Here is a 22,225-nt window from a genome sequence, read left to right as displayed (position 1 = left end):
AAACAAAACCTAATAAGCCTCAATTTTGGGTCAATGATAAAGGTGTTGAGCTACCAATTTATCTTCCAAGTAAAAGTTCAAAAGATGGTATTTTTAAAGTAGTAAAAGCGGATCGAGAAGGTCCATGTCCTAATAATGATAAAGATAATACTTGTTATGGCGGTAATATCTATATTCAAGCTAGTAATGTATTTAATACCTTCAACGATACCTTAACTTATTATGTATATGATGCTGATGGTAAAATCTCAAATGAGGGTACTATTAAGTTGATAAGTACAGCAACCACAACTGATGATTCACGTGGCGGTGGCGGTGGCGGAAGTATTGGAATCCTTTCTATCGCATCACTACTAAGTTTAATTGCTTATAGACGTTATCGTAAGTGATGAGAAAAATAAAAAAGCCTCCACTAGGAGGCTTTTTTATTTGTTAGTAACTTTTTATTTTCAAAAAAGATAAATATTAAATAGGGTTTTTAGTGCTCTAAATATTTATTTATATATTCTTCGCGTATAGCAGTTCTTTCATCAGCACTTGCTTTGAGCATCCGTTGACGTAAATCATTACGCTCTTGTGTACTCATTTTTTGCCAAGCTTCACGCATTTTTTGCTTTTCTGCATCTGGAAGCTGGTTAAACCAATCCATACGTTGTTGCAAGTTAGCACTTTGGTTGGATGGTAATTCCTTTAAACTTTGATAACGTTTAATTACAGCTCGTTGCTCTTCTTCAGATAGAGCATTCCAAGTATCATCTACTTGCGTATTGGCATCTTTCGAAAAAATCCAGAAACGTTCGAAACCTGCAAAACTTGTTTGCAAGAAACTTAATGAACAAAGGATAAGTGCTAACTTTTTAGCTACCATGTTGAACTTTATCCTCACCCAACACCATGAGCATTTCTAAATCTTCTACCATTTGTGGCGATAATTTAGGATTTACAACGACTTGATTTTGTGGCTTATCAAGCATATCTACTGAATTTGGTAAAATAACAAAACCAGTAATGGCCGCTGCAAGTGCAAAACCAGTCATTTTCCAGACACTATAATAAGAGGCCGGTTTTTGTTGGATATGGTCAAGCACATGATTCATCACCACTGTTTTATTTTTATGGTGATGAGCCAAACTATCGAGTTTGGATGTCACCTTTTTAGTGAAATCATCATGATTCATTGGAACCTCCCATGGGATTTAAATGCGCTAAATACTCTCTAAGTCCCTGAATTGCTCGATGATAATGAGTTTTTACACTACCTTCGGTGCAGTTCATAATTTGCGCTGTAGTATGGGTATCAAAACCTTCCCACGCACGTAACATAAAAGCTTGTTGTTGACGAACAGGTAGTTTTGCAATCGCTTCCTGGATCTCTTCTATGGTCACTGCTTGATCTAGAAAATCTGCTGGATTGATTGCTTTTTCATCGACAATATCAATGATTTCTTCATCATCATTGTCTAGACTAACTTTTTTGAAGAATGAAAGTGGGTTTGCCCGACGTGCTTCTTTGCGGCGCCAATCCTGAAGTTTATTATTTAGAATAGTATAAAATAGGGGATACCATTCTTCAGTACTTCGATCGGCGTAAGACTTGTGTAAAGCAATAAATGCTTCTTGAACCAAGTCCATAGCAATGCCTTGTTGACCTTGGGTAGCACTTTCCATCATCACTAAAGCACGACCAGTAACATCTTGCATGAAAACCTTTAGGCGTTGCTCAGCCGTGCTGGCATGAGCACTAGATGCTTCCGATCGAGACTTTTTCGGTGCTAAATCCATGGAGATGGAAAATCCTGTCATTGGACGTACCCACCTTATCTTCAATATATCTCTTATATAACGTTGAAAAGAGGTGGGAGGTTGACAACAATCGGCTATTTTTTAGTAGTGTAAATGATTTTTTTCACAAATATGAGCGATGTAAAATAAATTAACGTTTTATTGGCGTTGGCGAACCATTTCAAAAAAACAAATTGATCCTGCAATTGCTACATTTAATGACTCTTGACCACCTGGCTGCGGTATAGTCACTGATTGTGCATGTTCTAAAGCATAATCACTTGCACCTTGTCCTTCATTGCCTAAAATCCAAACACATGGTTTTGAAAGGTCTTTTGAATAAAGACTAGTCGAGCGATGAGAGCTTGTAACGAAAACAGGAATATCGAATTTAGGAAGAATATCGGTCAATTGAAAGTTTTCAAAACAAGACAGGCTAAAATGTGCCCCCATACCTGCTCTTAAAACTCGTGGAGACCAAAGTGAGGCAGAACCTTGTGTGCAAATAATCTGTTTTATATTTGCTGCTGCCGCTGAACGTAACAATGTACCTACGTTACCTGGATCTTGTACATTTTCTAGAATTAACGTATCTACGCTATAGTCAATGGTTGATGCAGTTTTCGGTAAATCGATAATAGCCAAGCAAGGAAGAGTATTACCTAAAGTACTTAAATCTTTATATAAAACTTCGCTAATAATAAAGACATGACCTTGGTGAAGTTCAATGATTTTCTTTAAATCGGGATGTTCTAAGGCTTGTTCAGTCGTAAACAACGAAAAGAGTTTTTTCTGTTGTTGTAACCAAGCTAGACAAAGGTGAGTACCTTCAAGAACTGTTTGTTGATGCTTTTTTCGGGCGCTATTGAGTTCAATTAAACCACGCAAATGTTTAATTTTTGCATTGTCTTTTGATTCTAAAAAAATAACCGCCATAAGGGAATATCCAAAAGGGCGTCATCATACTATGACGCCCTGTGTAATTTAAATTATTAATGATAGCTTGTTACACGTTCAACTTCATTCTTAGAACCGATAATCACAGGAACACGTTGATGAAGTTCTGTAGGTTCAATCTCTAGAATGCGTACACGGCCAGTAGTTGATGCGCCGCCTGCTTGTTCAATGAGCATACTCATTGGGTTGGCTTCATACATTAAACGTAAACGACCAGCTTTTTTCGGGTCTTTTAAGTCATATGGGTAAAGGAAAATACCGCCACGGCATAAAATACGGTGAACATCCCCCACCATACATGCGACCCAACGCATATTGAAGTCTTTTTCACGTACAGATGTTTTACCTGCAAGTAACTCTTCAATATATTGTTTTACTGGTTGTTCCCAATGGCGTTGGTTAGATGCATTAATAGCAAATTCTTGAGTATCTGCTGATACTTGAACATTCTCTGTAGTAAGTAAGAATGTTTGAGTTTCTGGGTCTAACGTAAAGAAAGCTACACCGTTTCCAACTGTTAAAGCCATCATAGTTGATGGGCCATATAACACATAGCCAGCAGCAACTTGTTGAGTACCTGCCTGCATGAAATCTTGTGCTTGTGTAACCGCATTTTTGGCAGGAAGAATCGAGAAGATTGTTCCGACACACATGTTGATATCAATGTTGCTTGAACCATCTAATGGATCAAATAGAACCAAGTATTCGCCGTTTTCTTGTGCTGGTGTAAAATCATCAAGTTCTTCAGATGCAAGACCACCGACGTGAGGATGGACTTTTAAAGCATCGATTAAATAGTCATTAGAAATCACATCAAGTTTTTTCTGTGTTTCACCTTGAACATTTTCGTTACCTGCGCTACCCAAAATTCCAGCCAAGGCACCTTTTTGTAAGGCTTGATCAATGGTTTTACAAGTCGCAGCAATTGTGTCGATGACTTGAGCCAACTCAGGTGTAAGATTCCCTTTTTCTTGTTGTAAAAATTGGGACAATGTGAGGTTGGACATAAAAAAACGCTCCTGTGCGCAAGCATCAAAATGAGTCAGATAAATACGTGGCATATTCTAGATGAGAATGCCGAAAAATAAAAATTATCTTACTTTATTTGTGTTGCATTTATGCTTACAAGCCCCATTTTACGTGGTATGTTGTTTGCATAACAAAGGAATGTAGATTTAGGAGAATCGAAATGACAACTAAGAAGTTTGATGCGACCCCAACAGCAGGTGAACCAATCAATTTAGAAGAAATTTCGAAAGAAAGTGTTCAGGAAGCTTGGAAAGATTATGAGGCAAAACCTGAATATAAAGCTTTTAATAAGCATGATTTGATTGAGTCAATGCAACATTCAGAAGAAGAACAAAACAAATCCTCTTAAAGTAAGAATGTAAAAATAAACGCCCATATGTGGGCGTTTATTTTTTGGGATGTTTTATTTTAATAGAGGAGGAACCGCTTCATAGTTAATTTCAACGCGGCGGTTTTCTTTCCAAGCTGATTCATCATGACCAGGATTAACAGGCGCTTCTTTACCATAACTTACAGCTTCAAGTTGTTGAGGGTTTACACCACTGGTAATGAGGTAATTCTGAACTGCTTTTGCACGACGCTCACCCAAGGCCATGTTGTATTCGCGTGTACCGCGCTCGTCTGTATGACCAGTTAATGCAACTTTTGAATTTGCATTTGCCATGAGGAACTGAGCATGAGCCTGAAGTGTTTGGTAATCTTCAGTAGATAAATCACTACTGTCATAATCGAAGTGAACGACGCGTTTCGCTAGGGCAGCCTTGTTTGCCTCAGTTACACCTTTTGAAGAAGCACCTGCTAGATTTTGAGCATTTAATGCAGCATCTTCACTTAAGCCTGTCGTATTTACTGTGCTTGGGTTAGTTGTACCTGTAGTTGCCGTTGTTGCTGGCTTACGACTTGCACAACCTGTCATGACAAGTGCCGCACTAAGTAGAGGAAAGGCCAAATATTTAATTGATTTCATCATCATCTCCATCAATGGAATAAAAAGTTATTTAGGTGCCCAGGCTGGTTCACGTACTTCACCTTGTTCACTCGGTAAATTCATACGGAAACGACCATCAGTGGACATGATAGACAGTAAACCACGGTTCCCTTCACGAGTTGCATAAACCACCATTTGCCCATTTGGTGAGAAACTTGGTGATTCATCTAAACTAGTTGGGGTAAGAATATTGACAATGCCTGTATTAATATCTTGGATCGCAACTTTATAGTTACTACCACTTGGTCGATGCACGAGTGCAATTTTTTTACCATCTGCACTTAAAGTGCCACGAGCATTAAATGACCCTTTAAATGTTAAGCGTTTTACTGAGCCATTCCCAAAATCATAGCGATAAATTTGAGGAGAGCCTCCACGGTCAGATGTAAAAATAAAAGCTTTTCCATCTGGTGTGTAACGCGCTTCAGTATCAATTCCCGAGTCATTTGTCATGCGTTTGACTTGGCGAGTTGATAAATCCATTTGATAAATTTCAGGGTTACCATTCATCGATGCTGTAAATAGCATTGATTTGCCATCTGGTGAAAAGCTTGGTGCACCATTTAAGCCTTTAAAACTCGTAAGTACTTCACGTGTTCCAGTAGAGAGATCTTGTAAATAAATGGCTGGACGTTTAGTTTCAAAAGAAACATAAGCAATTTTTTTAGCGTCAGGAGTCCATGCCGGAGACAAAATCGGGTCACGTGAAGAGAGAACGGTTTTTGGTTGTTCACCATCTGTATCGGCGATTTGTAAGGTATAACGTTCAGCAGGAGTGGCAGGATTACGTAATACATAAGCGATACGACCACTAAAATCGCCTGGAATTCCGGTTAAGGCCTGATAAATAGCGTCACTTACCATATGTCCTGCTTGACGTATGCGTGAAGCAGGAACATTTAACAATTCATTCAGAAGATATTGCTGTTTTTGTACATCATAAAGTTGGTAATGGACTTCAAACCCGTCAGCTGTTTGCTTAATTTGTCCAGTAACAACATAAGGAATACCCGCAGCTTGCCAATCAGATGCTTGAATCTGGTTAATAGCAGCATTTGCAGGTAAATTTTTTGATGAACTTGTGAAACGTCCTGAGCGGTTCAAGTCAGTTTCAACAATAGGATAAAGTCCATTGTCGTTATTAAAAGGCACAATAGCGATTTTAGGCGCCTGATCAGGTGCTTTTGCAATCTCTAAATGTAATTGAGCAAAGGCAGCTGTTGGTGCAAGAGGACTTAATGCTGTAAGTAGCGTTAAGGCTAGAAGGTGTTTGCGGCTCGTTTTCATAGGTTTAAAGTCATTGAAGGTATTTTTGTGACTGGTGATTTTGTAGCATAGTTACATGCTTCAAACTATTTAAAGCATGTAACTCTTACAAAATTATTGTGCTCTGAAAGTAGAGGTAACGCTTCGCGCTTCTCGTCTTGCATCAGGGTCCGATGGCATTGGGTAGGGAGCAGACGCCTGAATTGCAGCTTTGATACTTGCATCCAATGCATCATCTCCACTTGACCGTGTAATAACAATCGAGCTAACACTACCTGAGTCAGACAGGGTAAATCTAACGCTAACAGTTTTACCACTGCTTCCTGTAGGAACATCCCAAGCACGACGAATTTTCTGCTCAAAATCACGTTTAGCCGAAGATGCAATTTTTTTAGCTTCACCTTTTTTCTGGGCAGCTTCTTCTTGAGCTTTTTTAGCAGAGGCAGCTTTTTCTTCGGCCTCAATTTCGGCTTTACGTCTAGCATCTTCTGCTGCTTTTTGTTGTTTGGCTTTTGCATCAGCCTCAGCTTTACGTTTAGCGTCTTCTGCTGCTTTTTGCTGTTTAGCTTTCGCATCGGCCTCAGCTTTGCGTTTAGCATCTTCAGCCGCTTTTTGCTGTTTAGCTTTCGCATCGGCCTCAGCTTTGCGCTTAGCATCTTCAGCTGCTTTTTGCTGCTTGGCTTTTGCATCAGCCTCAGCTTTATGTTTAGCATCTTCAGCTGCTTTTTGCTGTTTAGCTTTCGCATCGGCCTCGGCTTTACGTTTCGCGTTATCAGCTGCTTGTTGCTTAGCCTTAGCATCTGATTCAGCTTTACGTTTGGCGTCTTCGGCAGCTTTTTGCTGTTTGGCTTTCGCATCTGCTTCGGCTTTTCGTTTAGCTTCTTGTTGTGCTTGAAGTTTAGCGTTTTCAGCCTTTTGAGCTTCACGTTTTAGTCTTGCTTCAGTCTCCGCTTTACGTTTAGCTTCCTCAGTTGCTTTTTGTCTAGCTTTCGCATCGGCCTCAGCTTTTGCATTTTGTTCGGCTTTTCGTTTTTGTTCAGCTTCAGCTCTCGCTTTAGCCTCCGCTTGACGCTTAGCTTCGGCCTGTTGCTTCTGTGCTTCCTCTAAACGTTGTTGCTCTGCAGCTTGCTTTGCTTTAGCAGCTTCTTCAGCTTTACGCTTTTCCTCAGCTAATTTTGCTTGTTGTGCCTGCTCAGCTTTTTGCTTTTGAGCAGCAAGTTGTTGTGCTGTTGGAGGAGGAGGGGCAGCTGGAAGATTTTGAGGAAGAGTTTCATCCACAATCGGGCTTAGAACTTCTTCAGCCTGATTTTCTGCTACGGTTGGTTGCTCAACTTCTTTTGCCAAAGGTGGTGGTAAATCTTCTGGTTTAACTAAAACAGTGGTCAGCTTTTTTGGTTGTTCAGGTGGTTTACTCAAGCCTAAAAAAAGCAAGCCAACAATGGCAATTGCATGAACTCCAAGGGTGAAGCTCAATGCTATTGCATTTTGTTTAAAAGGAGGCTTTTGATTTTTATTCATAGCTTATTTTAAAGGCTCTGTCAGAAGGCCAACTTGAGTTAAACCTGCTTCTTGTAAACTTGCCATCAATGATACGACTTCTCCATAAGGGCGAGTCTTATCACCATTCACTAAAACTGTAAGTTGTTTGTTTTCCTGCTCAGCTTGTTTTTGTGCTTCACTTAAAACAGTCTCAAGTTTTTCAAGAGAAAGTGGCTCATTATCTTTGTAATCTTCATATTGAAGGTAAATATTGCCATCTTTACCAATCGTGACCATGGCTGGCATATCTTTTGATTCAATTGGATGGTTATTTGCCTGAGGTAAATCGACTTTAATACCACTGGTAATCATGGGAGCAGTCACCATGAAAATCACTAAAAGTACCAGCATTACATCGATATAAGGCACGACGTTCATGTCACTTTTTAATGGTTTTTTTATGCGCTCAAAGCGCCCTGAACGCTGAATGGCCATTATGCATCTTCCTGTGACGAACCCACAGATTGACGTTGCAATAAAGCAATCATCTCTTCGGCAAATAATGCACGATCAGAGTAGACACTTTCGCTTTTAGCCGTAAAGTGGTTAAAAGCCAATACCGCAGGAATTGCAGCAAATAGACCAATTGCAGTTGCAATAAGGGCCTCGGCAATACCTGGCGCAACTGTTGCTAACGTCACTTGGTCAACAGCAGCCAAACCAATAAAAGCATTCATGATTCCCCAAACAGTACCGAATAAACCGATATATGGGGCAACCGAACCGATACTTGCTAAAGTACCTAAACCATATTCCAAGCTACCCTGATCACGACTTAAACCGACACGTAAAATACGTTCTGTTCCTTCGATCATTTGTGAGGTAGGAGCTTGGCGTTTTTTGAGTTTAAAAAACTCACTTAATCCTTGATAAAAGATATCTTCAAGGCCTGAGCGTTTTGAATTGAGTTGTGCGTTGTTGTAAAGCGTATTGAGTTCAGCACCAGACCAGAACATTTTTTGGAAATGTTCATCATCTTGGCGTGCTTTTTTATAACTCATATGTAACTTGGCAATCAGGTACCAACTAAAAATTGATGCTAACAATAAAATCAGCATGACCAACTGGACGACTGGACTTGCTTGTAAAATAAGGTCAGAAATATGCAGGGTTGATTCAATGTTTGTTGCCATAGTTACATATGCCGGTTGTTTTTTTAGTCTTGTTCCAATTCTTTACGAATAAGATCACGTATTTCTTCCGGAAGACGACGTGGCATTAGATCTTTACTTAAACATGCCAACTCAACCTCACCAGAAGCAAGCAAGATTTCACCACGATAAATATTTTGTTGCAACACAAATGACGCAGCTTTACATGAAACTACACGTGCTGTAACAGTAATTAAGTCATCCATTAAAATAGGACGCATATATTTTACGTCAATTTTATATACTACAAAGTTGTAGTCTTTTTGATGCCAGTAATGGTCAACGCCAGCAGCGCGGAGCCATTCTGTACGGGTACGTTCCATATAGCGAATGTGGTTGGCATGGTAAACAATACCACCTGCGTCCGTATCTTCAATATAAACACGAATGTTGAATTCAAAATGATTCGCCATGAGAGTATTCCGTTTTAGTTCACTATAGAGCTTTATATTTAAAATATGACTGTTGAATAAAATATCAGTTCTATCCAAAGCCATACATCTGCTTTTAAATACGGGGCAGTTTAGCAGATTGCATACTAAGTCCTATGGCACAACCTTTCAATCGCGACTGCTGTCTTTCTTCTTTAAAATGGAACACTCTATGGTGAACATATTGTTAAGTTACGACTGTTTCCATGCAGCCTGAACTTGTTTAGCAATATTTGGATAGTCTAAAACGAATCTTATATGCAGCTCGGTTCCTGTCTTTAAGGCCTTATCATCTACTATAAAAGAAGGGTTATGATTCGGTGCAGCTTGGCTTAAGTCCTGATTTTCAGGTGTTGCTCCTAAGAAAACGAAGAAAGAGGGCATTAATTTCCCATAATAGGCAAAATCTTCACTTGCACTTGCATTATGGTCCAAAACATGAAGATTCGAATCTCCAACAGTTTTGGCTAATGTTGGCTGGATAAGTTGAGTAAGAGCTTTATTATTCATGGTTACTGGAGCATAAGGCGCAATTTCAACTTTTGCTGTTACCTCATTGGCTTGAGCGTTATTTTCCACCAGAGTTGGTAAGCTCTTTAGGATATTTTCTCGGATCTGTTCGTTATTGGATCGAATAGTACCGATCATATTGACCTGTTCAGGAATCACATTTCCAGCTGTACCGCCTTGAATATTGCCAATACTAATAACGCCCATACCTTGGGTTAGGTCGGTTCTTCGGCTAATAAGACTTTGTAAATTATTAATCATTTGAGCTGATGCATAAATTGGATCTCTGCCTAACCAAGGGGTAGAGCCATGAACCTGTTTGCCGTTAACTTGAATACGTAAGTGATCGGCACTGTTTAAAATAGCACCATCTTTATAATATAGATGTCCGCTTTTCATGCCGGACATGACATGCATGCCAAAAATAGCTTCTGGTTTGTAGTCTTTAAATGCACCATCCGCAATCATTTTTCTTGAGCCGATTTGATCACCATGCGTGAAGTTATCTATATCTGCTCCACCTTCTTCAGCTGGCTGAAATACAAAAACTACAGTGCCTGATATTTTATCTTTATTGGCCGCCAATATCTTTGCTGCACCTAATAACATTGCAGTGTGCGCATCGTGTCCACAAGCATGCATCACATAAGTTTCTTTACCTTGATAAATTGCCTTTTGTTTACTAGCAAATGGCACACCACTTTTTTCTTCCATAGGTAGCGCATCCATATCTGCTCTAAGCGCAATAATAGGGCCGGGGTTATTCCCTTTTAAAATGCCGATTACCCCTGTTTTTGCATAACCTGTTTTGACTTGAATGCCATAAGACTTTAATTCTTTTTGAACCAATGCAGATGTTTTAAATTCCATATTGCCTAGTTCAGGGTACTCATGGATGTGTTGTCTTAATTGAATGAACTGATTTTCATTTTGTTGTGTAGCATCTTTTACCCAATCCGCTAGGCTCAATTGACTTATTAGGGCAAGTGGAAAAATTAAAGCGGCTTTTTTGTACATATCCTTATCCTAAAAATATTATTGTTCAGAAGATTTAATATCTAGATTTCTTATAATTCAGTTTTTAAAAATATTAAAAAATCAATAAGGTATAACGAAAGACTTAAAAGGTATAGAGTGGCTAATTTATTGATAAGACAATTTTTATTTGAGTTAAAAAGAATAGTTAAATAAAAAAAGGAAGAGAAAATTCTCTTCCTTTGATTAGTTTTTAGGCTCAGGTGGCGTCATGCCAAACTGCAAATAAGATTGGTTGGTTGCAATGCGACCTCGTGCAGTACGCATAACATAACCTTGCTGAATTAAATAAGGTTCAATAACATCTTCAAGTGTTCCGCTATCTTCAGCCATAGCAGCTGCAAGGGCTTCAACACCAGCAGGTCCCCCATCAAAACGTTCTAACAGCATACTTAAATAACGTCGGTCTAAGGTGTCTAAACCAGCTTTATCGACACTAAGCATATCAAGCGCACGTTGTGCCATTTCATGGTTAACTTCGCCTGTACCTTTTACTTGTGCATAGTCACGTACACGGCGTAATAAACGATTGGCAATACGCGGTGTTCCGCGTGAACGGCGTGCAACTTCTTCTGCACCCTCAACTGTAATGGGTACATCCATGAGGTTTGCAGATCGTGACACGATGTGAGTTAAGTCTTCTACAGAATAGAATTCAAGACGTTGCACAATACCGAAACGGTCACGTAGAGGCGAGGTGAGTAAGCCGGCACGTGTGGTCGCAGCAACGAGCGTAAAAGGTGGTAAATCGAGTTTAATTGAACGAGCAGCAGGACCTTCACCAATCATGATATCAAGTTGGTAATCTTCCATTGCCGGATAAAGAATTTCTTCAATCACTGGTGAAAGACGGTGAATTTCATCAATAAATAAAACATCGCCTTCTTCAAGGTTAGTCAGCATTGCAGCCAAATCCCCCGCACGCTCTAAAACAGGCCCTGAAGTGGATTTGAGATTGCCACCCATTTCACGCGCAATAATATTGGCAAGCGTGGTTTTTCCTAAGCCCGGTGGACCGAAAATCAGTGTGTGATCGAGTGCCTCACCACGACCACGAGCCGCACCGATGAAAATTTCCATTTGCTCGCGTACGACTGGTTGCCCGATATAATCGGCAAGTGAAGTCGGTCGAATAGCCCGATCAAAATGATCTTCAGGTTTTTCTGTTCCACTGATTAGACGGTCTTGCATAGGTGTGTTTACTTCATCATTGATTTAAGTGCAGCACGAATAATATCGGCTGATTCAGTGTAATCGGCTTTAACCGCCGCAACAGCTTTTTGTGCCTCAAGAGGTTTATAACCTAGTGACTGTAAGGCTGCTTCTGCTTCTGCAACAGGTGAGTTCGAAACAAATTGAATCTGAGGCAGGGCCGCAGCGCTAGAAGTTCCTTGTGCCAAAGTTTTAAAACGGTCACGAAGTTCAATCATTAAACGTTCAGCTGTTTTTTTGCCTACACCCGGAACTTTAACCAAAGTATTCACATCGTCATGTTCAATTGTGTGTACCAGCAATTCAACACTTAACGTAGAAAGAATACCTAATGCCATTTTCGGGCCCACACCATTTACTTTTAGTAAGGTGCGGAAAATAGTTTTCTCTTGAGCATCACTAAAACCATAAAGCTGCTGGGCATCTTCACGGACGACCAAATGCGTCCATAGCGTAACTTTCTGGCCTTTTTGTAATTGGCAAAATGTTGAAAGTGGTGTATCAATTTCATAGCCCACACCATTTACATTCAGTAAGACAGTTGGGGCTTCTAGGGCAAACACTTCGCCAATTAAACATCCGATCATAGCGTAATTTCACTTATTCATAACTGTAAATCTGGTCGTTCTAAATGTATTAAAACGACACTAGCTGTATTTCTTTCTATATTAAGGCAGCTTAAAACAAGCCGATTTTATTACCTTGTAGCTCTTGAGCCAAGCTATAAGCCTGATGATCTGAAAACTTACTAATAATATCGAGTACCTGCATGATATTGCTGTAGTGGTTATTACTAAAGCGAGCACCGTACAAATTAAGAATAGACATCAAGCGCTGTTCTTTAAAGCTTAAAGATTTATGCGGCATCGTTAAGGGAACAAATGCATCAAGAATAGTTTGCAAACTTTGGTGAGCAATAATTTCTAAACCAGACTTTTGTGGGTGTTCAAAGATTTTTTCACGTGCCAGATTTTTGGCTGTTTCAATACCTGCCGCAATATCAGGCGAACAGTACTGTAAAAGACTACCTTTGAGCTGACCAGTAATAATTTCATAATGATGTTTGGCAAAAGCTGTAGTGACTTCATCAACCAGACGCTTCATAACACGACCACGCAATGCCGAAATTTTTTGTTGCCATGTACTGCTTGGAAGTGATAGCTCTTCAGGTTGGCCATAATCTGCAATCAAGTTGAGAAAAATCGGTTCAACCTCTTGGTAATTCAGCATATTTAGAATAATGCCATCTTCTAAATCGATGAGGGCATAGCAAATATCATCGGCAGCTTCTAACAAATAGGTAAGTGGATGACGGCAGTAATGATATTCACCTAATTGAATAAGTCCGAGCTGCTCAGCAATTTGTTTTAAAATTTCTTTTTCTGATTGATAACAACCAAATTTCGCTCGTTGGTGGGATGGACGATCACCTTGAGACGCGATTGTTTTTGAAAGCCAAGGATATTTTAAATAAGCGCCTAAGGTCGCGTAAGTTAAACGCATGCCTCCATCATCTGGATGATAGTCAATACGGGTTAATAAGCGTAATCCTTGGGCGTTGCCTTCAAACTGACGGACATCGGCTTCTTCTTCGGGAGTTAATTTTTTTAAAAAATCATTATGTGAGGCATCGTCAAACCATTCACGAATTGCATATTCACCTGCATGCCCGAAGGGTGGGTTGCCAATGTCATGAGCAAGGCAGGCCGCTTGAATAATTGCGCCGACATCGGCAGGAGAAATCCAGACAGGTAATTCATCTTTAATTTTTTCGGCTGCCAGCATGCCCATGGAACGGCCAATACAGGAAACTTCAAGCGAGTGAGTTAAACGGGTATGAATGCCATCATGCTGTGCTAAAGGATGAACTTGAGTCTTGCGGTTTAACTGACGAAAACTTTGTGAAAATATAATGCGGTCATAATCTTTATGAAATGGGCTTCGAGCCAGCTCTGTACTGCTTTTTTTACTACCTAAACGAACTGCAGACAGCAGTTCTAACCAACGCATTTGTTCCATTTATCATTATTCAAAACTATAAAGCTTGATCATGCCAAAAAAATGCTAAAAGCACTAGCTTGGTGCGACATAGTTTGTCTTAGTTCAGGTTTTATTATGTTATTGAATAAACATGAAACAATTTATTTTGAGCGAGAATGATTAAAAAAATGATTTTGAACAAAAAACACATCACTTCTTGCAGAATTAGGTTACAGAATACTGATTCTACATCTAGCTGATTTTAGCAAGACACAGTAGAATATGCGCTCTCTCTAAAGTCACATTGCGGTAAGGTTCACAAGACCTGCCCGTGGAGCCAAAATCAACATGTTTATCGTGGCCGGTGCAGCAGCACATTCTTCTTTTAAGAAAGCTCAACTATTAACACGTTTATCGTCAATTAGTTCTGTTCAATCTTTTGACAGCCAATGGGTCTATTTGTTTGATCAAGCGCTCAACGAGCAGCAACATCAATCTGCTTTGCAATTATTAAATGACGGTGAGTCTTTTGAACTTCGTCAACCTGCAAGTGATGAGATTCAGATTTTAGTAACACCACGTGTGGGTACGATTTCACCTTGGTCATCTAAAGCGACTGACATTTTCAAAAACTGTAATACTCCAGTTCACCGTTTAGAACGTGGTCTTTTATTTACCTTAAAAGGTGTTTCTGAAATTTCTAATGAAGTAAAACAAGTACTTCATGACCGTATGACTGAAACTGTTTTTGCACAAATTGAAGATGCAAAAGCACTGTTTTCAGAAACAGCACCAAAACCTTTAAATTCAATTGATATTTTAGGTCAAGGTAAAGAAGCATTAGTAAAAGCCAACAACGAATTTGGTTTTGCGTTATCTGAACAAGAAATTGATTATTTAACTGAAGCATTTACTCGACTTGGTCGTAACCCAAATGACATCGAGTTGATGATGTTTGCACAAGCAAACTCTGAACACTGTCGTCATAAAATCTTCGGTTCTGAATGGACAATTGATGGTGAAAAACAACCATTATCATTGTTCCAAATGATTAAAAACACTTATAAAGAATCTCCAACTGACGTGTTATCAGCATATAAAGATAACGCATCTGTAATTGTTGGTTATGACACGATGCGTTTTTATCCGAAAGCAGATGAAAACGGTCATTTTGTTTACAAATATAAGAGCCAAGCTGCACACATTTTAATGAAGGTTGAAACTCACAACCATCCAACAGCAATTTCTCCATTTGCTGGTGCAGCAACAGGTTCAGGCGGTGAAATCCGTGATGAAGGTGCAACTGGTCGTGGTGGTAAACCGAAAGCAGGTTTAACAGGCTTTACAGTTTCTAACTTAAATATTCCTGGTTTTGAACAACCTTGGGAAGAAAACTACGGTAAACCTTCACGTATGGCATCGCCATTACAAATTATGATTGAAGGTCCATTAGGTGGCGCGGCATTTAACAATGAATTTGGTCGCCCTGCATTAAATGGTTATTTCCGTACTTTCGAACAAAACGTAAATGGTGAAGTGAAGGGTTTCCATAAGCCAATCATGATCGCGGGTGGTTACGGTAACATTCGTCCTGACCATGTAGAAAAAGATGCGATTCAACCGGGTGACTTGCTCATTGTATTGGGTGGCCCTGCGATGTTAATCGGTCTTGGTGGTGGCGCAGCCTCTTCTGTAGACAGCGGTACAATGGGTGAAAGCCTTGATTTCGCATCTGTACAACGTGAAAACCCAGAAATGGAACGTCGTTGTCAGGAAGTGATTGATACTTGCTGGCGTTTAGAAGACTTCAACCCAATCGTGTCTATTCATGACGTAGGTGCTGGTGGTTTATCAAATGCAATGCCTGAGCTTGTAAACGATCATGAGTTAGGTGCAGTTCTTAACCTTCGTAAGATTCCTTCATTAGAGCCGGGCATGAGCCCAATGGAAATCTGGTCAAATGAAGCACAAGAGCGTTATGTTCTTGCAATTCGTCCAGAGTCTTTAGAACAGTTCGAATCAATCTGTGCTCGTGAACGTTGTCCATTTGCCGTGTTAGGTGAAGCAACTGAAGCTCGTCACTTAACTGTTGAAGATCCATTGTTCCAAAACAATGCAGTTGATATCCCAATGCAAGTGATGCTTGGTGGTACACCGCGTATGCAACGTTCTTATGAAACAATTGAACGTAAAGGCAACGAATTTGACGCTTCAAAAGTTGATTTGAAAGATGCGATTTTCCGTGTATTGAAAAATCCTACAGTTGCGTCTAAATCATTCTTGATCACCATTGGTGACCGTTCAATTACAGGTATGGTTGCACGTGACCAAATGGTTGGTCGTTGGCAGATTCCTGTTGCAGATGCAGCAGTAACGACTACAAGCCTACAAGGCTTCACTGGTGAAGCAATGGCAATGGGTGAACGTCCACCAGTTGCATTGTTAAATCCAGCAGCGTCTGCTCGCTTGGCAGTTGCTGAAGCAATTACCAATATTGCATGTGCAAACATTGAACAAATTAGCGATATCAAACTTTCTGCAAACTGGATGGCTGCTGCTGGTCAAAAAGGTGAAGACCAAGCATTGTTTGAAGGTGTGAAAGCAATTGGTATGGAAATGTGTCCTGCTTTGGGAATTGCGATTCCTGTAGGTAAAGACTCACTTTCAATGCGTACGACTTGGAATGATAACGGTGAAGATAAAGCTGTAACATCTCCAATGACTGGCGTAATTACTGCATTTGCTCCAGTAGCTGATGTTCGTAAGACTTTAACACCTGAACTTAAGAATTTAGAAGACTCAGTACTTGTCCGTATTGATTTATCTAAAGGACAATTCCGTTTAGGTGGTTCGATTCTTGCGCAAGTATATAAAGCAATTGGTTCAGTCACTCCAGATGTTGATAGTTTTGATGATTTCAAAGCGTTCTTTGCTTTAATTCAAGACTGGAATAACCGTGGCTTGATTCAGGCTTACCATGACATCGGTGATGGTGGTTTACTCGCAACTGTAGCTGAAATGATGTTCGCTTCGCGTTTAGGCGTAGCATTAGAAGATCAGACTACTGCTGGTTTATTTGCAGAAGAAATTGGTGCAGTAGTTCAAATCAAAGCAGCTGACTGGGAAGCTTTACAAGCAGAAGTTGCTGCTTCTAGCTTAAAAGATGCAATTGCAGTAGTTGGTCGCGTAAACAATACAGATCAATTATCTGTAAATGGCTTAACTTTAGAGCGTGCAGAGTTACAACAGGCTTGGTCTGAAGTATCTCATCAGATCCAACGTTTACGTGATAACGTTGAAACTGCTGACCAAGAATTTGCTTTAATTACTGATAAATCACATCAAGGTTTAATTGCAAAACCTACATTTGATTTAAATGAACCTATCGAAGCACCGTTTATTAATAGCCGTCGTCCGAATATGGCAATCTTGCGTGAGCAGGGTGTAAATGGTCATATTGAAATGGCAGCAGCTTTCGATAAAGTTGGCTTTAACACAATTGACGTACACATGAGCGACTTACTTGCTGGTCGTGTGAGCCTAAGTGATTTCGAAGGTTTAGTGACTTGTGGCGGTTTCTCTTACGGTGACGTAATGGGTGCAGGCGGCGGCTGGGCAAAATCAGTTCTGTTCAATGCAAAACTACGTGATCAGTTTGAACAATTCTTCCATCGTGAAGGTACATTTAGCTTAGGTATCTGTAATGGTTGCCAAATGTTGTCACAATTAGCGCCACTTATTCCGGGTGCTGAACACTGGCCACGTTTCCACCGCAATATGTCAGAAGTTTTTGAAGCACGTAGCGTAAACGTTCGTGTTGAAAAATCAGTTTCTGTATTACTTGATGGTATGGAAGGTTCGATTTTACCGATTGCTGTAGCACATGGTGAAGGCCGTGCAGTTGCTAGCGAAGCTGATATTGCAAGCTTAAATGCAGCGAATCAGGTTGCATTGCGTTATGTTGACAGCCATGGTAACCCAACTCAACATTATCCATTGAACCCAAATGGTTCACCGGAAGCGATTACGGGTGTAACGTCTAAAGATGGTCGTGCTACGATCATGATGCCGCACCCTGAGCGTACTTTCCGTGCTATCCAGCATTCTTGGAAACCAGAAGAGTGGACTGAAGACGGTGCTTGGTTACGTATGTTCCGTAACGCACGTAAGTTTATTGGTTAATATAAAAATTGAAATAAGCCACCGTAAGGTGGCTTATTTGTATGTAGTACAATGTGAATAGAATAAATAGTAGAGAAGAAAAATGAAGTCAAAAATCCATTTCCGTGAGTTTGCACTTTTGATGGCATTACTCATGTCTATCGTGTCTTTTTCGATAGATGCTGTGTTGCCTGCTTTAGGTGAGGTTGGACGAGTTTTTGAATTAAAGAATAATAATCAGACCCAGTGGGTCATTATTGGTATTTTCTCCGGCATGACAATAGGGCAGTTGATTGCAGGACCACTTTCCGATGCGATTGGACGAAAACGTATTTTATTTACCGGTATTATCATCTACTTTTTGGGAAGTTTATTGTGCTTTACCACACAAAGTTTTGAATGGTTTTTAGTAGGTCGCTTTATTCAAGGTATTGGAGTTTCAGGTCCTTATGTTGCCTCAATTTCCATTGTGCGAGATAAATACAGCGGCGCTCAAATGGCCCGTATTATGTCCTTAATCATGATGGTATTTATGGTCGCTCCAGCGATTGCACCAAGTCTGGGACAACTCATTATTCATTTCTTTGGTTGGCGTGATATTTTTGTTTTATATATGATCTATGCCACAGTCGTTGGAGTGTGGGTCGCTTTACGATTAGAAGAAACGTTGCTACCAGAAAACCGTTTACCTATGCGTTTACAAGCATTTCAAGATGCGTTCAAAGAAGTTGTAAGTAATAAAACCACCATGAGCTATTTATTATGTGCAGGCTTTTGCTTTGGTGGATTTATTGGTTACTTAGGTACTTCTCAGCAAATTTTTATGCAGCAGTTTGGTAAAACAGGGCAAGAGTTTAGTGCTTATTTTGCTGTGCTTGCTGGTGTGATGGGCATTGCTTCATTTACCAATTCTAAAATTGTCATGAAGTTTGGTATGCGTCCAATCTGTATTTATGGCTTTCTCGGTCTGTGCTTAATTTCATTAATTTTCTTAGGGATTCAACTTATAGGTGTGACTGTAGCATTTTGGATGTTTATGCTTTATGCCTGTATTTTATTTTTATTATTTGGAACTTTATTTGGTAATTTAAACGCGATTGCAATGGAACCTATGGGACATGTAGCCGGTATGGCATCAGCTATTATTGGTGCAGCTTCGTCCGTATTGTCACTTATTCTTGCCTCTATTATTGGGCAATTATATAACGGCACACTAATTCCAATGACTTGCGGTTTTGTCATTTTATGTGGTTTAGCATTTATGATGACAGTATATGAGAACAGATATTTAAAGGAATCGAATGTTTAAAATGATCCAGAATAATGATAGCTCACTGAATTAGATAAATTTTCTTTAAACTTAAAGTAAAGGTAAGAAAATACGTTTTTTAAGGACTTTAAGAAAATCTATAAGAGTATAGACATAAGTGTATTTAAACCCTTATGCTTGGATTGCTGTTGGTTCAATTTTTGCTTTCTCTGTAACAACGATAAAAATCGGAGATCAAAATGATGAAAAACAAAAATCACATAAGAACGATGTACACAAGAGATAAAGGCTGGCGTTTATTTGGCTTGGCGCTTGCCATACAAATACTTTTTATTGGAGCAAATTATTTAGCAATGATGAGCTGACTTTGATTCGGAGTCTTCTTAAAGGGTATGATTTAAAGCAAATTTACTAGTTTTGAGTCATTCTATTCATGTTAAAGCTGATTTATTACGTACCAGAGTCACATCTTGAGTCGACTAAACAGTCTATATTTGCGGCCGGAGCAGGTGGGATAGGGAACTATGAACAATGTGCTTGGCAAGTTAAAGGAATAGGGCAATTCAAGCCAGTTAAAGGAGCTGACCCTTATATTGGAGAGCTAGGTGAACTTGAGCAAGTTGACGAATGGCGTGTTGAAACGATTGTGCTTGAAGAAAAGGCAAGTGCAGTGGCAAAAGCATTAAAGGCAAGCCATCCTTACGAAGAGCCTGCCTTTGAGTTTATTCAAATCATAGAAGTTGATTTTTAATTAAACTGTGAAAAGTCCGGTTTACGTTTTTGCATAAATGCCTGCACAGCTTCTAGCATTTCTGGTGATTGAACGCGTTGCATAAAGATTTCTGCTTCATGGTCAATACATTCAATAATCTGATCTAAATCATGTTTCATTAATGCTTTGGTTTGTTTTAATGAAGCAAGCGGTAAAGCTGTTAAGTGTTGGGCAGTTGCCTGAGCAGTGGCATAAGCATCTTCAACGATTTCATTAACTAAACCAGCTTGTACAGCAGTTTCTGCATTGAACTTTTTCGCAGTAAACAGAAGTTCAGCTGCTTTGTGATAACCAGCTTGTTTAACCAATAATTGACTTGCACCACCTTCAGGAGAAAGCCCAAGGCTAACAAAAGGAATTTGAAAGAGGGCCGTATTGTCGGCAAAAACGAGGTCTGCCTGTAATAAAATCGTAACACCAATACCAATTGCCACGCCTTTTACTGCAATAATAAGCGGCTTCGATAATCTGGCAGCAGATTTAAGGAGTACAAATGGAGGAACTTGACCTGCTGGACCAGCATTCGGATTTTGTACAAAACCCATAAAATCTTTCATGTCATTACCAGCGGTAAAATCATGTTCGGCACCACGTAGAACGATTACTCGTACATCTTTACTTTGGTCGGCTTCATCAAGTGCTTTGGCAATCCATAAGTAAAGTTCGCCATATAATGCATTTTTTGCTTCTGGGCGATTTATGGCTAAGGTGAGTACGCCACCTTCTAAATTTGCTTGTAAATGTTGATGAGGTTGTTGAATACAGCTAAGTGTCATCGTACTATCCTTGCTTTAAACCACGTTGTTGATTTTTAGGTTCTCATTATGGCGCATATTTTTTGTAATGAGCGTAACTGGTGAGTTCATAAAAAGTGAAAAACTAATTATGTATACATTTGACTATCTCGTTTTTATAGGTCGTTTTCAGCCATTTCATTTGGCACATATGCAAACGATTGAAATTGCACTGCAACAAAGTCGCTATGTGATTTTGGCTTTAGGTTCTGCCCAAATGGAACGTAATATAAAAAATCCGTTTCTTGCAATTGAACGAGAACAAATGATTTTATCTAATTTTTCATTAGATGAGCAAAAGCGCATTCGTTTTGTACATGTGGTTGATGTTTATAATGATGAGAAGTGGGTAAAACAGGTTAAATCATTAGTAAATGGTGTAATAGAACCGAACTCAAAAGTTGGTTTGATTGGCCACTTCAAAGATGAGTCATCTTATTATTTACGACTATTTCCAGAATGGGTGATGGTCGAACTTGATAGCTTGAAAGATTCGATTTCTGCCACTCCAATGCGTGAAGCCTACTATCAGGGCAAAATTAAAACGGATGCATTTCCCAAAGGCACCATTCAATTTTTGGAAGAATTCCAAAATACACCGTTATATTTACAGCTACAGCAAAAGTTTTTACAGGCAGACCATTCAAATATTGAGGAAACCGTGTCGTCTCATAAAGAATGATTCGATCTAACTAAAGAATCTCTGGTTTTTAAAAGTAGATTGAATTTTTTGATGCTTTTTTGAGTCTACTTTAAAAACCTGCAAATTGTTGTGTCCAATAGCTTCTTTGTTTAGCAGACTGGTCAGAAGCACATGCAATGGCATATTCGGTATATCTAGGGTTCATGATATTACTGCAATGCAGAGGACTGGCGATCCATTTAGCCATGACCTCATTTAAAGTTTTTTGTCCACTCGCGACATTCTCACCATTGGCTTTACTCAGCATATGATATTTTTTTAATCTCGCTCTTAAATCTAAACCTGTTGAGCCAACATGCCCAAGAAAGTTGTTATTTGCCATATCTTTAGAGTGAGCACTTGCACCTTGATATAAATTATTATTCCAGCTTAAAGGTTTAGCTGCAGAAAAATACTGCTGACCACATTGACGAGGATGTTGTCGAATTTCATTAATTGCATTAAGCACAGCTTGCCGGTAAGCAGGATTTTGTAAATCTTGGCAGCTTATTTCTATCGATGATTTTTGAACTTGTGGTGTAGAAGAGCTCAGTGTAGGAGGAGTGCTTGATGAATTAACGGAGCAGGCAGCAATAACAAGGCTACAAGGCAATAAAGTACAAACTTTTAGTAGATTCATAGCAATGCCTGAGTTCGAGTTATTTT

The 22,225-nt window shown here is 39.5% G+C and carries 24 protein-coding genes; 7 read left to right on the top strand and 17 right to left on the bottom strand.

The window, feature by feature from the left end; genetic code table 11:
- Positions 1 to 389, top strand: a 389-nt coding sequence (locus R5R67_RS13720; RefSeq protein ID WP_318754903.1) for a GlyGly-CTERM sorting domain-containing protein, incomplete at its 5' end; no start/stop codon positions are given.
- Between the two features lie 89 nt (positions 390 to 478).
- On the opposite strand, the gene R5R67_RS13715 is transcribed toward R5R67_RS13720, so the two are convergent.
- The 5 genes from R5R67_RS13715 to R5R67_RS13695 form a co-directional block, all read right to left on the bottom strand.
- On the bottom strand, positions 479 to 868 hold the full coding sequence (locus tag R5R67_RS13715; RefSeq protein ID WP_000225917.1) for a DUF3106 domain-containing protein: 390 nt from the start codon (positions 866 to 868) through the stop codon (positions 479 to 481).
- Positions 858 to 1,178, bottom strand: a complete 321-nt coding sequence (locus tag R5R67_RS13710) for a hypothetical protein (RefSeq protein WP_001015075.1) — start codon at positions 1,176 to 1,178, stop codon at positions 858 to 860. The genes R5R67_RS13715 and R5R67_RS13710 overlap by 11 nt, the downstream gene beginning before the upstream one ends.
- Positions 1,168 to 1,782 carry an RNA polymerase sigma factor gene (locus R5R67_RS13705; protein ID WP_000362315.1) on the bottom strand — a complete coding sequence of 205 codons (615 nt, stop codon included), beginning with the start codon at positions 1,780 to 1,782 and terminating at the stop codon, positions 1,168 to 1,170. Before R5R67_RS13705 ends, R5R67_RS13710 begins: the two co-directional genes overlap by 11 nt.
- Before the next feature lie 159 nt (positions 1,783 to 1,941).
- Positions 1,942 to 2,718: a TrmH family RNA methyltransferase gene (locus tag R5R67_RS13700; RefSeq protein WP_000268346.1), complete on the bottom strand. Its 777-nt coding sequence runs from the start codon at positions 2,716 to 2,718 to the stop codon at positions 1,942 to 1,944.
- 56 nt (positions 2,719 to 2,774) lie between these two features.
- Positions 2,775 to 3,746 (bottom strand): class 1 fructose-bisphosphatase, encoded by a 972-nt coding sequence (locus tag R5R67_RS13695; RefSeq protein ID WP_000067971.1) that lies wholly within the window; start codon positions 3,744 to 3,746, stop codon positions 2,775 to 2,777.
- A gap of 182 nt (positions 3,747 to 3,928) precedes the next feature.
- On the opposite strand from R5R67_RS13695, the gene R5R67_RS13690 reads away from it, so the two are divergent.
- Positions 3,929 to 4,117: an NF038105 family protein gene (locus R5R67_RS13690; protein ID WP_000208542.1), complete on the top strand. Its 189-nt coding sequence runs from the start codon at positions 3,929 to 3,931 to the stop codon at positions 4,115 to 4,117.
- 54 nt (positions 4,118 to 4,171) lie between these two features.
- Here R5R67_RS13690 and pal read toward each other — a convergent pair whose 3' ends face one another.
- The 10 genes from pal to R5R67_RS13640 form a co-directional block, all read right to left on the bottom strand.
- Positions 4,172 to 4,735 carry a peptidoglycan-associated lipoprotein Pal gene (pal, locus tag R5R67_RS13685; RefSeq protein ID WP_000836015.1) on the bottom strand — a complete coding sequence of 188 codons (564 nt, stop codon included), beginning with the start codon at positions 4,733 to 4,735 and terminating at the stop codon, positions 4,172 to 4,174.
- 27 nt (positions 4,736 to 4,762) lie between these two features.
- Positions 4,763 to 6,043, bottom strand: a complete 1,281-nt coding sequence (tolB, locus tag R5R67_RS13680; RefSeq protein WP_000858386.1) for a Tol-Pal system beta propeller repeat protein TolB — start codon at positions 6,041 to 6,043, stop codon at positions 4,763 to 4,765.
- Between the two features lie 93 nt (positions 6,044 to 6,136).
- Entirely contained in the window at positions 6,137 to 7,540 is a 1,404-nt protein-coding gene (gene tolA, locus R5R67_RS13675; RefSeq protein ID WP_001039144.1) for a cell envelope integrity protein TolA, read from the bottom strand.
- A 3-nt stretch (positions 7,541 to 7,543) separates the two neighbouring features.
- Complete coding sequence (tolR, locus tag R5R67_RS13670) at positions 7,544 to 7,996, bottom strand: protein TolR (RefSeq protein ID WP_001007563.1); 453 nt, start codon at positions 7,994 to 7,996, stop codon at positions 7,544 to 7,546.
- Entirely contained in the window at positions 7,996 to 8,694 is a 699-nt protein-coding gene (tolQ, locus tag R5R67_RS13665) for a protein TolQ (RefSeq protein WP_000224630.1), read from the bottom strand. Before tolQ ends, tolR begins: the two co-directional genes overlap by 1 nt.
- Positions 8,695 to 8,717: 23 nt before the next feature.
- Positions 8,718 to 9,125, bottom strand: coding sequence for a tol-pal system-associated acyl-CoA thioesterase (gene ybgC / locus R5R67_RS13660; protein WP_001273591.1), 408 nt, complete (start codon positions 9,123 to 9,125; stop codon positions 8,718 to 8,720).
- Positions 9,126 to 9,335: 210 nt separating this feature from the next.
- Positions 9,336 to 10,670: a M20 family metallopeptidase gene (locus tag R5R67_RS13655; protein ID WP_000276829.1), complete on the bottom strand. Its 1,335-nt coding sequence runs from the start codon at positions 10,668 to 10,670 to the stop codon at positions 9,336 to 9,338.
- Between the two features lie 204 nt (positions 10,671 to 10,874).
- On the bottom strand, positions 10,875 to 11,879 hold the full coding sequence (ruvB, locus tag R5R67_RS13650; RefSeq protein ID WP_001154003.1) for a Holliday junction branch migration DNA helicase RuvB: 1,005 nt from the start codon (positions 11,877 to 11,879) through the stop codon (positions 10,875 to 10,877).
- 8 nt (positions 11,880 to 11,887) lie between these two features.
- Positions 11,888 to 12,487, bottom strand: coding sequence for a Holliday junction branch migration protein RuvA (gene ruvA, locus R5R67_RS13645; protein WP_000578663.1), 600 nt, complete (start codon positions 12,485 to 12,487; stop codon positions 11,888 to 11,890).
- A gap of 91 nt (positions 12,488 to 12,578) precedes the next feature.
- The gene (locus R5R67_RS13640; RefSeq protein ID WP_000437078.1) at positions 12,579 to 13,919 is read right to left on the bottom strand and encodes a deoxyguanosinetriphosphate triphosphohydrolase; all 1,341 of its coding nucleotides are present in this window, start codon (positions 13,917 to 13,919) and stop codon (positions 12,579 to 12,581) included.
- A 309-nt stretch (positions 13,920 to 14,228) separates the two neighbouring features.
- Between R5R67_RS13640 and purL the strand changes: the two genes are divergently transcribed.
- The 4 genes from purL to R5R67_RS13620 all read left to right on the top strand — a co-directional run bounded on the left by purL (position 14,229) and on the right by R5R67_RS13620 (position 20,062).
- Positions 14,229 to 18,062: a phosphoribosylformylglycinamidine synthase gene (purL, locus tag R5R67_RS13635; protein WP_000471071.1), complete on the top strand. Its 3,834-nt coding sequence runs from the start codon at positions 14,229 to 14,231 to the stop codon at positions 18,060 to 18,062.
- 82 nt (positions 18,063 to 18,144) lie between these two features.
- A complete protein-coding gene (locus R5R67_RS13630) occupies positions 18,145 to 19,350 on the top strand; it encodes a multidrug effflux MFS transporter (RefSeq protein WP_000836949.1) in 1,206 nt (401 codons plus the stop codon).
- A gap of 200 nt (positions 19,351 to 19,550) precedes the next feature.
- A complete protein-coding gene (locus R5R67_RS13625; protein WP_000977276.1) occupies positions 19,551 to 19,676 on the top strand; it encodes a KGW motif small protein in 126 nt (41 codons plus the stop codon).
- 68 nt (positions 19,677 to 19,744) lie between these two features.
- Entirely contained in the window at positions 19,745 to 20,062 is a 318-nt protein-coding gene (locus tag R5R67_RS13620) for an NIF3 1 (RefSeq protein WP_000916029.1), read from the top strand.
- Here the strand turns inward: R5R67_RS13620 and R5R67_RS13615 are convergent.
- Complete coding sequence (locus tag R5R67_RS13615) at positions 20,059 to 20,859, bottom strand: enoyl-CoA hydratase-related protein (protein WP_000175551.1); 801 nt, start codon at positions 20,857 to 20,859, stop codon at positions 20,059 to 20,061. The genes R5R67_RS13620 and R5R67_RS13615 overlap by 4 nt on opposite strands.
- Positions 20,860 to 20,968: 109 nt before the next feature.
- Here R5R67_RS13615 and R5R67_RS13610 point away from each other — a divergent pair, with 109 nt between their 5' ends.
- Complete coding sequence (locus tag R5R67_RS13610; protein WP_001991184.1) at positions 20,969 to 21,559, top strand: nicotinate-nicotinamide nucleotide adenylyltransferase; 591 nt, start codon at positions 20,969 to 20,971, stop codon at positions 21,557 to 21,559.
- A 70-nt stretch (positions 21,560 to 21,629) separates the two neighbouring features.
- On the opposite strand, the gene R5R67_RS13605 is transcribed toward R5R67_RS13610, so the two are convergent.
- Positions 21,630 to 22,199 (bottom strand): CAP domain-containing protein, encoded by a 570-nt coding sequence (locus R5R67_RS13605; RefSeq protein WP_001050704.1) that lies wholly within the window; start codon positions 22,197 to 22,199, stop codon positions 21,630 to 21,632.
- Positions 22,200 to 22,225: the final 26 nt, after the last annotated feature.

Source organism: Acinetobacter sp. OYA S30, from assembly GCF_033599315.1.
GTDB classification, from domain to species: domain Bacteria; phylum Pseudomonadota; class Gammaproteobacteria; order Pseudomonadales; family Moraxellaceae; genus Acinetobacter; species Acinetobacter baumannii.
Note: the sequence above shows the minus strand (reverse complement) of the source record. Positions and strands in the feature narration are given on the sequence as shown.